We start from the raw sequence: 13806 nt of genomic DNA, 5'->3' as shown, positions 1-13806 counted from the left end.
TTTCTTGATGAAAGTCTGAAATTTGTAAAAATTTATTAATCCAAATAAATTCTATAAAGTTTTTAACTCTGCCGTTAATCTATGAAACGCTTCCTTATCTTGCTTATCTAACGCTTCATCAATTTGTTTCAAAAGGCGTTCTCTCCTAAACGAAAATACACTTTCTTCCAAAAACCTTTCTGCAAGTAAACGATCTTTTTCATTTACTTCAATATGCTTTGGTAGATATGGGTTTTCTTCTAATACAGCTACATAATTCGCATTTTGAAACGATGATTTAAAGTTGAGTTGAATATAAATATCCTCATCTCGATTTAAACGAATATCATGAAACGATTTTTCAGCATCTGTTGTCATAACATTTTGTTTAAAAAAGTGAAACGGTGTGTCTTTCACACAATTCGCTGACATCACTAAGCCACGCGGACAATATTTTGCATGCTCTACGAAGTGGACTTTATGCATCAATTGGTCGTGACTCATTAAATAATTCAGAATCCATACACATTCACGCTGTTTCAGTTGGTAATTATTCAAAAACCATTTTACAAAATCCTTCTTCTCGTTTACAGAAACAGGGGTATTCATAGCAATTAAGTCCCTCCTCTGTCTTTCTCTTTTCTTTTTAGATTCAAGAAGCGGCATTCAGTTTCCTTCCAACTTATGAAAAATCCTCTAAATTATATAACAACTCTTCAATATGAATTTGTGTCGGGTCTAGTTGTAATAACTGGGTAAATACTTCTTTCGCCTCTTTTCGTTTTCCTTCTTCCAATAAGAAATAACCGTACTCTTCTAAGAAGTCTGGATGATTCTTAAAAGAAGTATATGCACTTTCATAGTGTTTTAATGCATCCGAATACATTTCTAATTGTTTTTTTGCATACGCAAGATCCCAAAGTAGTTGTGTATCTGGTTCTCCACTATCAATAGCACGCTCTACAATTGCAATTAACTCTTCGTACTTTTCTTGTTCTTTTAAGATATATGCATATTTTAATGTTGCACCTAAATGCCCTGGATCTAACTCAAGCGCTTTTTGAAGAACTTCCTCTGCTTCTACTATTTTTCCTAATTTCGCCGCAATGTTCGCTAACTCTACATAAAATGGAACTGAAAGCTCATCTACTTTAATTCCTTCATGAAGCGTTTCATAGCTTTCTTGAAGCATTCCTTCTTTTTCATAGCTTTTCGCTAAATACATGTACAGTGATGCGTACTCAGGGTCTAATTCTTTTAATTCCTGCCAAGCACCAATTGCTCTCTGATATTCTTCACCTTGGTATAATGTGAAGGCATATCCAAATAATGAGTGAATATCTTTTTGTTCCTCTAGGCCTGCTTCATAATAAGAAATCGCTTCTTCCCAGTTTCCGATCGCGCTTAACGTTTCTGCGAGGCGAAGTGCGATCACGACACCACCCATTACTTTATGTTCCGCTAATAGCGATTCATAATAAGTAATTGCCTTTTGTTCTTCACCTTTACTACTATATAATTCTGCTAACCCAAACGTAATAACAGGTTCATCAGGCATCATTTCTTTCGCCTTTAATAGTTTTTGCTCTGCTACATCATCAAAACCTTGCATTTGGAATAAATCTGCAACAAGTAATAACGATTGAACATATAAATCGTCATTTTCTGGAATATCATGAAGCACTTCAATCGCTTCATCTTCTTTATCTAGATCAATATATAATTCTGCTAAAAATACAGTGAATTCACTTTCTTCTGGATACAGTAAACGTAAGTCTTCAGTAATTGCTAATGCCTCATCTGTAAATCCAAGTGTATGATAGTAACGAGCGATATCATACTTCTCTTCATCATTCGCAATTTTTAATTGTTCTTTTAATAATTGTAATCCTTTTTCTGCTTCACCATTTTCAATATATGAAACAGCTTGTTCAAACTTTTGCATAAACGTCTCCTTTAATTCTAAAAAATATTCTTTTCTGTTCATTTATCATAAGCAACTCACTGTTAGAACGCAACCTTTAGAATGAGCATGCTTCTTCTTATACTTCTTCCTACAGAGTAGTTAATTGTTCAAAAGGTTCGGATATGACACCGATACCTTATCATCATCTTCTATTGTACCGCTTTCTTTTATGACCGTGCAAATAACTTCTCTCACTAATTATCAAGCCATACAAACCGTGGTTTACAGAATAACTTAATTAGCAGTCTTCAACCTTTATTTTGAATGCGATAAAAAAGGCTCCTATAATAGGAGCCTTCACAATCTCTTAAGAATATGTTTCTTCTTTCTGTACTTGCTCATTTACAAGCTCTTTCAGTAACTCTATAATTTCATCATTTTCTTCCTTCAAACCGACAGTAATACGAATACCATCATCGATACCAAATGCAGCACCAGAACGAACGATATATCCTTTTTTCATTAATCGTTCGAAAGCTTCATTACCTGGTATACCGAGTTTTAAGAAAATGAAATTTGTTTGAGATGGATAATAGAATACGTTATATTCTTTACAAAATGCATAATACTGATTTAAACCTTCAGCATTCTTTTGCACACAATCTTGTAAAAAAGCTTGATCTTCTAATGCAGCGAGTGCTACAGATTGGGCTACAGTTGATGTATTGAATGGTAACCTAGCTACTTCTAGCTGTCCGATTAACTTCGCATCCCCAATCGCATATCCGATACGAAAAGCAGCTAAACCATATGCTTTTGAAAACGTGCGTAAAACCATAAGATTTTCATACTTTTCAAGAAGTGGTAATGTTTGCGGATAGTCTTCTGCTTCCGCGTATTCATAATATGCTTCGTCCATAATAACGAGAGCCGACTTAGGAACTGATTCTAAAAATGAAAGTAATTTTTGTTTCTCAACATATGTACCTGTTGGATTATTCGGATTACAAATCCATACAATTTTCGTTTTCTCATCTACTTGCTCTAGCATTGCATCTAAATCGTGAATACCATCTTTAAGTGATACTTCACGAACTTCTGCTCCTTCAATAACAGCATGGTGATGATATTGTGAAAACGTAGGATTCGCCATTACAACGTTTGTTCCTTCATGTAGTAACGCTCGGCTAATCATTTGAATGACTTCATCTAATCCACTACCAAATAGTAGTTGTTCTGCTTTTACACCTAAATGTTCCGCTATTTTTGTCCGAAGTTCAAAGGCATATCCATCTGGATAAAGGGCATATTGGCTCGCTAAAGAAGTTAATGCTTCTGTCACACGTGCTGAGCAACCGAATGGATTTTCGTTGGATGCTAATTTCACAATTTTTGATAAACCATATTCTCGTTTTACTTCTTCAATGTTTTTCCCAGGCACATACGCTCTCAAAGTTAACAATTGCTCTTTCACTCTCATTTTTCTTCCCCCAGTCATTTCATTCAATTTGATTACAATACGGTTATAGCCCCTTACTGTAATCTTTTGTCATAACCGTCACTATTACGAGAATACCTCTAAATGAGCACTTCACAGCACTTCGCTATCATTTTAAACCATATCTTTTTGAAATGCCTCTAACGCAATATGAACAGTCTCATCTGAAATAGATACGACATTCACTACCCCATATTCCTGCATAAGCACCATATGAATTGCTCCTGCATTTGCTTTCTTATCTTGTTTCATCAATTGAACGAGGCGCTCTACATTCAAATCTCCTGGCATTTTTGGATAGCCGTATTTCAAGAACCACTGCTTCATATCTTCATAAGCAAGATCAACCTTGTACACTTGCTCACTTAAAAATATGGCGAATAACATTCCAACCGCTACACCGTCACCGTGAGTAATATTTCCATACCCTAGCTCTTTTTCAAGAGCATGTCCTAACGTATGTCCAAAATTCAAATGAGCACGTACACCCTTCTCTGTTTCATCTTGTGACACAACATTTGCCTTTACAGGAATCGCCTTCGTTAATATATGGATTAACTTCTCATCATGAAGATCCGCTAATGTTTGCACTTCTTCTTTTAACCAATGGTATAGCTCCACATCACCGATAAGAGCATGCTTTATCACCTCTGCATAACCTGAACGCCACTCTTTTTCAGGAAGAGACTGTAAAAACGGTGTATGATATACAACTGCTTCTGGCTGATGGAATGCACCAATCATATTTTTACCTAACGGATGGTTAATCGCTACTTTCCCACCCACTGCGCTATCGTGCGCTAATAAAGTTGTCGGAACCTGCACAAAGCGAATACCACGCATAAACGATGCAGCAACAAAACCAGCTAAATCTCCAATCATTCCGCCTCCAAGTGCAAGAATTAAAGAATTTCTATCTAATTTATTTTCAAGAGCTGACGTATGAGCCGCATAGAAATTTTCGAAAGACTTCTCTTTTTCGCCACTTGGTACAACAAACGAAAACACGTGCTGCTCTACTTGTAATGCATCGATAACTGTCTGTAAATGTAGTGATGCAACAGCTTCATCTGAAATAATCATTACGTTAGATACCGCTGGCTGCATATTCTGAACGATCGTTGTTAAGTTTGACAACACTTCTTTACCAACATGTACATCATATTCTTTTGATTTCGTTTGAATATGTATGTTTCCCATTAAAATCCCCTCGCATATTCATTATGTTTCTCAATATTTTCACGAATTAGTTCCATACGATCTAATCCGAATTGTTCTATTAAAGCTGTCGCTAATTCCCAAGCCACAACCGCTTCTGCAACGACACTAGCTGCTGGCACTGCACAACTATCTGAACGTTCAATGCTCGCTGTAAAAGGCTCTTTCGTATCAATATCTACACTTTGAAGAGGTTTATAAAGTGTAGGTATCGGTTTCATCACACCGCGCACAACAATTGGCATTCCAGTCGTCATACCGCCTTCTAATCCACCTGCATTATTTGTTCTTCGTGTATATCCATGCTCCTCATTCCACAGAATTTCATCATGAACTTCACTTCCTGGTCTATGCGCTGCTTCAAAACCAATTCCAATCTCGACACCTTTAAAAGCATTAATACTCATAATTGCAGCTGCTAATTTCGCATCCAGTTTTCGATCATAATGCACGTAGCTACCTACTCCAATTGGCATCCCTTCCACAATTACTTCAACGATTCCACCAATTGAATCACCATTTGCTTTCGCATCATCAATCGCTTTCATCATTTGGTTACCAGCTTCGTCATCTAAGCAACGTACAGGAGATGCTTCGGTAATACTCTTTAATTCTTCAATTGAACTATACGTAATCTCCTTAGCTTGTACACCGCCAATTTCAATTACATGGCCCGCTACTTTAATACCAAGTTCTGCTAACACCTTTTTAGCAACCGCACCAGCAGCAACACGCACCGTCGTTTCGCGCGCTGACGAACGTTCCAGTACATTCCTCATATCTCTATGACCATATTTAATCGCACCATTTAAATCAGCATGCCCAGGCCTTGGTTTTGTCACTTTCCTTTTCATCTCTTTTTCTTCTTGCTCAGTTAAAGGCTCCGCCCCCATAATTTTTGTCCAGTGTGCAAAATCACGATTTTCAACAACAAGTGCAATAGGGGAACCTAATGTTTCTCCATGTCTAACACCACTTAAAATTTGCACTTGATCCGTTTCAATTTGCATGCGTCTACCGCGCCCATATCCCTTTTGCCTTCTAGCTAACTCTTCGTTTATATCATCTGCTACTAAAGACAATCCTGCCGGAACACCTTCTATAATCGTTGTAAGTTGTGGACCATGAGATTCACCAGCTGTAATATATCGCATACATTATTCCTCTTTTCGTATATGTATTTATCTCACTATATTAACTTTTATCATTCTAAAAATATTAAAGAAATTATATCATAAATCGACCATTTTCTTATTCTATATTTCCGATAGTCCTAATTTAAATATCAATATATCATAACAGTTCAAACTTCGTAACTAACTGAAAATAAAAAAAGTGCAAGAAGAATACCCCTATTCTCCTTGCACTTTTTACTATTATCACAGTGATTAAAGCGTTTACAAATTATTTCAAAATAATTAGTAAATCCATTCATTCATTAATTTTGAGTAGTCAACTAATTCTTCTTCTTTAAAGAAAATAGCAATCTCGCGCTCTGCGCTTTCTAAAGAATCAGAACCATGGATAATGTTTTTCGCAACAGTTACACCGAAATCTCCACGAATTGTTCCAGGAGCTGCTTCATGTGGTCTTGTTTTCCCCATCATGTTACGAGCTGTATCTACTACACCTTCACCTTGCCATACCATTGCGAATACAGGTCCAGATGTAATAAAGTCTACTAACTCACCAAAGAAAGGTTTTTCCTTATGCTCAGCGTAGTGTTGTCCAGCAATTTCTGGAGTGACTTGCATTAATTTTGCACCAACTAATTGAAAGCCTTTTTTCTCAAAACGAGCTACAATTTCCCCAATGAAGGCACGTTGTACACCGTCTGGTTTTACCATTAGAAATGTTTTTTCCATAAAAAATCTCTCCACTTCTGAATTATGTATGTAATTGTATATCCCCACACACATATTATCACCCTTATCACAATTGTGCAATAGTTTTGAAATAGAGAGATTATTTTATTTTTTAGAATAAACCTTAAAATTTTCGTTTTCCAATATACTTTGCAACATTTTGTAATGCGTACTTTGCTTTTCCACGTGGGAGTGGTTTTATTATTTCTAAAGCTTTATGTAAATAACGTTCACTAAACGCAAATGCTTGATCAATTGCTGTACTATTTTTTACAGCATCAATAATTTCTTGCATTTCACTTGCTGTTGAATTTTCATGTACAGATGTGATTTTCTGACGAAGTACGGGATCTTCCATCGCATATAAAGCAGGAAGTGTAATATTCCCTTGTAGTAAATCCCCACCAGCAGGTTTTCCAAGTTTCTCTTCTGTAGAAACGAAGTCTAAAATGTCATCAATAATTTGATAAGACATTCCTACAAAATACCCATACCAAAATAGACGATTTACCGTATCACGATTAGCACCAGCAGCAATCGCTCCCAATTGACAACTCGCGGCAATTAATAATGCTGTTTTTCGCTTTATTCTTCTTAAATACGTTCTTAAATTTTGGTCATAATTGTATTTATCTTTAATTTGTTCAATTTCACCTTTACAGACTTCTAAAATAGTATGTGATAACGCTTGATGTGCCTCTGGAATTTCGATATTGGTTATACATTCAAGAGACTTAGCGAACAGATAGTCCCCTGTATACATCGCAATACGATCTCCCCATTTCGCATTCACAGTCGCACTGCCGCGTCGTAAAAATGCAGCATCAATAACATCATCGTGAACAAGAGAAGCCATATGAATAAGTTCTAACGCAACAGCAACATGCTTAATCGCATCTAACTTATAATCTCCAAATTTTCCTGCAAGCAACACAAATACAGGACGAATTCGTTTCCCACCAGCTTCAATAAGCTGTAATGCTGCCTCTTCTACTAATGGCTGTTCAGAAGCGACTGTCTTTTTTAATTCTTTTTCTATCACATTAATATCCGATCGTAAAAAAGAGTACATAAGTTGTAACTTCATATTGTTCACCTTAACCTAAAACTTCTTTTTTCTATTTTGATTCTGGTTTAATTCCTAAATGCATTGCTGCTACCCCAAAAGTAAATGGTTTCACTTGCACACGTTCAAGTCCAGCTTGCTCAAACATTTGAGCCAATTCTTTCATCCCTGGGAACGTACTAGCAGATTCTTGAAGCCATGAATATTCTTTATAACTTTTCGCAAACATCTTTCCAAATAACGGCATGATATATTTAAAGTATAAAATATACCCTTGTCGAAAACCAATCATTGTTGGTTGAGATGTTTCTAAACAGATTACTTTTCCACCTGGTTTTACTACACGCGTCATTTCTTTTAATACGTGCATATAATCCGGTACGTTACGTAAACCAAACCCAATCGTCACATAATCAAACGTATTATCTTCAAACGGAAGTTCCATTGCATTCCCATGTAGAAGTTCTACTTGTTTTAATTGTAACGCCTCTACCTTTTGCTTACCAACAGATAACATATTTTCACTGAAGTCTAAGCCAACAACCTTTCCTTGCTCACCTACGGCTCCAGCTAGCGCAATTGTCCAATCTGCGGTTCCACAGCATACATCAAGCGCTTGACTGCCTGGTTGTACATCCATAATTCGCATCGTTTCTTTCCGCCACGCTTTATGTCTTTGAAAACTAATTACAGAATTCATCACATCGTATTTATCAGAAATCTTTTCAAATACGTCATGTACTCTTTCTTCTTTTGATTGTTGCATGCTCGTACCTTCTTCCAATGTAAAATTGCTTATGTCTTCTATTTATTCCTTAACACAGAATTTATTTCATTTATGTCTGTGTGATTTTCTAAAAATTGTTTTTCTTTCTTTCTCAATTCCTTCATCCAACCATTAATCACTACTTCTGCTTTATCCCCTAAAGCATCTTGCATAGCTTGAAAAACAGGTGAATGTTGCTTATCAGCATACAATTGAATTTCTTTTTGAAGGCGATTTCCACCTAATACGTATGTGATAAATGGCTTCCAATGTGATAACTGAAAATGATCACATGTTTTTTGAAGGAGCGCAGACTCAATCGTTACTATGCTTTTCATTATGTCATCCGTCGTTTCATGCGCTTTTTGGTATAACATAATTTTGTGTTCATTTATCTCTTTAATTCCTTCAGCAAGTGCACGAATTAAAACAATATCACGATTCATAGACAATAAATAATAATATAGTCCACTATAGTAATCGCCTGCAAGTACTGTTAATTGACGACATTTATGGAATTCAATCTCTTCCTCGCCTGCTTTATTTGATACCCTTTCATGCGTATCAAGCGCAATTTGTACGAGCATAATTGTTACTACGTAATGCTCAATTTGTTCTATATGTAAGTTTGCACTCTTTAAAGCACCATATAACAATGCTATCTTTTCTTCATCAATAAATGGTTCTTCAATATAGTTTATAAAATAAGGATGGCGTAATTTCTCCATCAATTTTTCTTTTATACCCGCATACCCTCCGTAGATGTCACACACAAAAAATCACCCTTGTTTTCTAATTCATAAAACTTATTATAACACATACACTCTATTTTCTATAACCAAAACTTGGCTACACCTACCATTCATGTAAGCAATCTTTCTAATCTCACTCTGTCTAGTTAAAACTATATCATTTATTTACTAAAAAAAAAAAGAAAAGCAGTTTCCCGCTTTTCTTTACTTCGTTTTAATAAACGATAAAATTTCACTGCGCGCTGCAGCATCATTTTCAAGCACACCACGCACTGCTGTCGTTACTGTTTTCGCACCTGGTTTTTTCACACCACGCATCGTCATACACATATGTTCTGCTTCTACTACTACCATTACACCATGAGGCTCTAGTACTTCCATAATAGAGTTCGCTACTGTTGATGTAATACGTTCTTGCAGTTGTGGGCGACGTGCAATTGTATCTACGGTACGAGCTAATTTACTTAACCCTGTTACCTTTCCACCTTGCGGAATATATGCAACGTGAGCAACTCCATAGAATGGTACTAAATGATGCTCACACATCGAATAAAATGGTATATCTTTTACTAGTACAAGCTCTTCGTGATCTTCTCCGAATACTTTATGCAAATGCTCTTTCGGATCTTCATGCATACCTGAGAACACTTCTGCGTACATTTTTGCAACACGCTTTGGTGTATCAAGTACTCCCTCACGATTTGGGTCATCCCCAATCGCCTCTAAAATAAGGCGTACTGCATGTTCAATTTGTTCTAAATTAACTTTTGCCATCCGCTAGCCCTCCCGAAAACCTAAAAGTGATACGAACACATTCTAGCATATTTATGTTTTTAAAAGCAAAAAGAAGAGTTCCCAAAAAGGAAACTCTTCTTCCCTGTTAATATGTAAGGATTATTTAACCGCATCTTTTAACGCTTTACCAGGTTTGAATGCAGGTACTTTACTTGCAGCGATTTCAATCTCCTCACCTGTTTGTGGGTTACGACCTTTACGAGCCGCACGCTCACGAACTTCGAAGTTACCGAATCCGATCAGTTGTACTTTATCACCTTGTTTTAAAGCTTCTAAGATAGAATCAAAAACAGCGTCTACTGCTTTTGTTGCGTCCTTTTTAGAAAGGGAACTTGCTTCTGCAACAGCATTGATTAAATCTGTCTTGTTCATGCCATTCACCTCCTCCCAAAGATAAGACTGTATAATGATCATAAAATGAGTCTTACTTTCATTTGTAGGCAATTTTTGCAAATTCTATACTACAAAGATGTAGATAAATCATTATCAACGCCTATATTATACGATTCTCCTTTATAATTCAATATTTTTAAGGAAATTGTTACTCTTAAAATGTGAAAATCTGATGAAACTTGACAATTTACAACAATGTATTAGATAATGACTGTTTATTTTTCTATTTTATAATCAAAAAAAACAAAAAATCCCTCTACAATGAGAGGGATTTTTTCTTATAGTATAATCGCAATTAATCCGCCAGATCCTTCATTAATAATTCTTTCTAGCGTTTCTTTTAATTTATATCTAGCATTTTCTGGCATTAAAGATAATTTCGCCTGAATTCCTTCTCGAACAATCGAGCTAAGTGAACGTCCAAATATATCAGAATTCCAAATTGATAACGGGTCATCTTCAAAATCTTGCATTAAATAACGAACTAATTCTTCACTTTGCTTTTCAGTACCAATAATCGGCTCAAACGTTGACTCTACATCTACTTTAATCATATGAATAGATGGCGCTACCGCTTTTAACTTCACACCAAACCTTGAACCGTGACGAATAATTTCTGGCTCATCTAAGCTCATATCCGCTAATGCAGGTGCTGCTACACCATATCCTGTTTGCTTAACCATACGCAGTGCATCCGCCACTTGATCGTACTCTATTTTCGCATGAGATAAATCGAGCATAAGCTTTAACAAATGATCTTTCCCTCGAATTTCTACTCCTACTACTTCTTTTAAAATCTGATCATATAATTCATCTGGCGCATATAAATCAATCTCCGCCACACCTTGCCCCATATCAATGCCAGCTAGGCTCGCTCGATCAATAAATTCATATTGACTAAACTGCCAAACAACGCGATCCACATCACGAAGACGTTTTATATCCTTCACAGTTTCTTGAACTGCTTCTTGATAACTTTGACGCAACCAATGCCCTTCATTTAGCACCATTACCCAACTCGGAAGGTTCACATTCACTTCTAATACAGGGAATTCAAATAGCGCTTCACGAAGTACATTATATACATCTGTTTCTCTTAAACTCTCCACACTCATTGCAATAACCGGGATATCATATTCTTCTGATAAACTTTGGCGTAATTGCTCTGTATCTGGATGATACGGCTGTACCGTATTAATTATCATAATGAAAGGTTTTCCTACTTCTTTCAACTCATTTACAACGCGTTCTTCTGCCTCTATATAATCTCTTCTTGGAATTTCACCAATTGTTCCATCTGTTGTAATTACAACACCAATTGTTGAATGTTCTTGAATTACTTTACGCGTGCCGATTTCTGCAGCTTCATGGAATGGAATAGGTTCTTCATACCAAGGGGTATTAATCATACGCGGGCCATTCTCATCTTCATAGCCCTTCGCTCCAGGAACCGTATATCCAACACAATCTACTAATCGAATATTCACTTCAAGTCCTTCATCTACTTCGATAGAAACCGCTTGGTTTGGAACAAACTTCGGTTCCGTCGTCATAATTGTACGACCAGCAGCACTTTGAGGCAATTCATCCTGCGCTCTTTGACGGTCAGACTCATTCTCAATATTTGGAATAACTACAAGTTCCATAAATTTTTTAATGAATGTTGATTTCCCTGTTCGAACAGCTCCTACAACTCCAAAATAAATATCACCGCCTGTTCGTTCTGCAATATCTTTAAAAATATCTACCTTTTCCAAGTGATTCCCTCCCTCAAAATTTTTGGGAATAATTCCGCGTTTATAGTCAACTAATACCTTCTCTAACGTTGCCTATAATATCTGATATAATATAATGGTATTCTAGAAGTTCGGACAATATATCATATAATTTTGTCCAATTTCATATGACTATTAAAAAATATCTTTTGTTTGCATCGTAAGTTGTATAACATAAAAAACCTTTCTTCTAGAACTTATTCACTAAAAGAAAGGTTCATGACTTATCATTTTAAAAAAATTGGTTCTCCGTCCTTTACTGTGTACGGTAAAGAATAAGCTGGTACAAACGGGGAACCTTTCGAAAGTATATTTCGAATATCTTCTCCCTCTGTAAACTGCCCTTCATTTTTTTTCAAAGCGTCATATAGGTCGATTCTATAATCAACAAAAACTTCTCCTTTTTCATTAATTACAAAAGGAAGTCCTTTACCAGAATATGGACTTGTCACTTGTGGCACATCTTTATATCCTAGTTTTTTGAAATCCAATTCATATACACCATCTGAAATTACTTTTTTAAAAGGTGGATATTGATGTTCATCACGATACATCCTAAGCTTTAAAGATAGTTCCTGAATTTGTTCAGCCATCCTAACATCAATTAACTTTACTGTCGGATTTGTTTCAACGTCTATTAATACGTATTGATATACTCCTCCACTTTCATACGCATTCCCTGGCGCTTCTTGTATGTAACGCGGGGCAATCTGTTGAAAATCGATTGGATACTTTTGATAAATAGGTGTACTCATATCCCTCGTCTTAATTGGCAATATCCCATCATTTTGCTCCTTAAATGTCACAACAGCTTTTTGAACAACCTGTAGCTGATCTTCATAAGGAACCGCATTTTGCTTCATATTTTCTTTCGGATACAGACACCCCGTTAAAAGGCTCATACAACAAAATATTAAAATAATATGGAATTTTTTCACTAGCATCACCTTTTCATACTAATCTAATTTGCTCCGTATGTAGTATTTTCGAGACCATTCCATTTACTGCTGTACAGGTCCACTAAATACAACAAGAAAAATAACAATTCCTGACACAATCATAAGGGTGTACGCTACTAACGCTGTAATCCCTTTCAAAAATTTATTCTTTATTCTATGTCTACTTAATAAAATAAAACTTACTGCAAAAAACATAAATCCAATTGCCCCTAAAGCCAGCCACATTTTCATAAGCCCTTCTGACATATACACACCCCTTTTTATTAATCTATTTTTATACTATTTTAACAAATTAAAATCTTTAAACAAATACAAAAAGAACATTTTACTACAAATCGCGAGTATGTAACTTTAATCAATAGGTTTTCCAGCATTTCTCACCAATCTAGGCAAAAATAAAACCGAAGCGATTGTATCTCTCGCTTCGGTTGACCAAATATGCCCAAAAACAGCTCTATTCCCATTCTTTCATGGCTATCATATGCAATCTCCAAACTCTTTGTTTCTCATAATTTATTTTTTAAACATTTTGCTTAACGAACCAAAATCTGTTGGCATATTATTATTAATAATCGCTTTTACAATTTGATCCTCTTGCTCTTTCGGCACTTCACGTCCCGCCATAAGAGCCACTTGATGAATTAATTGACGAAGTACAGTTTCATCACGTAAATTCGCATTTTGCACGGATGATGCTAATTTAAAAATATCCTCTTTATTTACTTTCGCTTCCTTCTCAATATTATTAAAAATATTATTATCCATTCTTTTCACCCTCTCCTCAAGTTACTCTTCATCCTATGCAAAAATGAAAAAATGGTGAAAAGACCCAAA

The 13806-nt window shown here is 35.8% G+C and carries 15 protein-coding genes; all 15 read right to left on the bottom strand.

The annotated features are described in order from the left end of the window. Nucleotides 1-51 precede the first annotated feature (51 nt). Entirely contained in the window at nt 52-588 is a 537-nt protein-coding gene (locus ACX9TM_RS08040; protein WP_001095925.1) for a ReoY family proteolytic degradation factor, read from the bottom strand. A gap of 73 nt (nt 589-661) precedes the next feature. Next, a complete protein-coding gene (locus tag ACX9TM_RS08035; protein ID WP_001168671.1) occupies nt 662-1924 on the bottom strand; it encodes a tetratricopeptide repeat protein in 1263 nt (420 codons plus the stop codon). A gap of 328 nt (nt 1925-2252) precedes the next feature. Beyond that, nucleotides 2253-3365, bottom strand: a complete 1113-nt coding sequence (hisC, locus tag ACX9TM_RS08030) for a histidinol-phosphate transaminase (protein WP_001264019.1) — start codon at nt 3363-3365, stop codon at nt 2253-2255. Nucleotides 3366-3497: 132 nt separating this feature from the next. Beyond that, complete coding sequence (aroB, locus tag ACX9TM_RS08025; protein ID WP_000526819.1) at nt 3498-4583, bottom strand: 3-dehydroquinate synthase; 1086 nt, start codon at nt 4581-4583, stop codon at nt 3498-3500. Continuing rightward, on the bottom strand, nt 4583-5755 hold the full coding sequence (aroC, locus tag ACX9TM_RS08020) for a chorismate synthase (RefSeq protein WP_001269384.1): 1173 nt from the start codon (nt 5753-5755) through the stop codon (nt 4583-4585). The genes aroB and aroC overlap by 1 nt, the downstream gene beginning before the upstream one ends. 264 nt (nt 5756-6019) lie before the next feature. Then, entirely contained in the window at nt 6020-6466 is a 447-nt protein-coding gene (ndk, locus tag ACX9TM_RS08015) for a nucleoside-diphosphate kinase (RefSeq protein WP_000415883.1), read from the bottom strand. A 124-nt stretch (nt 6467-6590) separates the two neighbouring features. Beyond that, on the bottom strand, nt 6591-7553 hold the full coding sequence (gene hepT / locus ACX9TM_RS08010; RefSeq protein ID WP_000776077.1) for a heptaprenyl diphosphate synthase component II: 963 nt from the start codon (nt 7551-7553) through the stop codon (nt 6591-6593). Nucleotides 7554-7584: 31 nt separating this feature from the next. Next, the gene (menG, locus tag ACX9TM_RS08005; protein ID WP_001187674.1) at nt 7585-8298 is read right to left on the bottom strand and encodes a 2-heptaprenyl-1,4-naphthoquinone methyltransferase; all 714 of its coding nucleotides are present in this window, start codon (nt 8296-8298) and stop codon (nt 7585-7587) included. Nucleotides 8299-8336: 38 nt separating this feature from the next. Then, a complete protein-coding gene (locus ACX9TM_RS08000) occupies nt 8337-9071 on the bottom strand; it encodes a heptaprenyl diphosphate synthase component 1 (RefSeq protein WP_000332847.1) in 735 nt (244 codons plus the stop codon). Between the two features lie 183 nt (nt 9072-9254). After that, complete coding sequence (folE, locus tag ACX9TM_RS07995) at nt 9255-9824, bottom strand: GTP cyclohydrolase I FolE (protein WP_001151482.1); 570 nt, start codon at nt 9822-9824, stop codon at nt 9255-9257. A 120-nt stretch (nt 9825-9944) separates the two neighbouring features. Further along, a complete protein-coding gene (locus tag ACX9TM_RS07990; RefSeq protein ID WP_001043860.1) occupies nt 9945-10217 on the bottom strand; it encodes an HU family DNA-binding protein in 273 nt (90 codons plus the stop codon). A gap of 299 nt (nt 10218-10516) precedes the next feature. Continuing rightward, complete coding sequence (gene spoIVA, locus ACX9TM_RS07985) at nt 10517-11995, bottom strand: stage IV sporulation protein A (RefSeq protein WP_000416519.1); 1479 nt, start codon at nt 11993-11995, stop codon at nt 10517-10519. Nucleotides 11996-12240: 245 nt separating this feature from the next. After that, on the bottom strand, nt 12241-12951 hold the full coding sequence (locus tag ACX9TM_RS07980; RefSeq protein ID WP_000713407.1) for a hypothetical protein: 711 nt from the start codon (nt 12949-12951) through the stop codon (nt 12241-12243). A gap of 63 nt (nt 12952-13014) precedes the next feature. Further along, nucleotides 13015-13218 (bottom strand): DUF2768 domain-containing protein, encoded by a 204-nt coding sequence (locus ACX9TM_RS07975; protein ID WP_001289008.1) that lies wholly within the window; start codon nt 13216-13218, stop codon nt 13015-13017. A 267-nt stretch (nt 13219-13485) separates the two neighbouring features. Further along, nucleotides 13486-13737, bottom strand: coding sequence for a stage VI sporulation protein F (locus ACX9TM_RS07970; RefSeq protein WP_000369754.1), 252 nt, complete (start codon nt 13735-13737; stop codon nt 13486-13488). Between the last annotated feature and the right edge of the window lie 69 nt (nt 13738-13806).

This window comes from Bacillus sp. LH1 (assembly GCF_057924895.1).
Note: the sequence above shows the minus strand (reverse complement) of the source record. Positions and strands in the feature narration are given on the sequence as shown.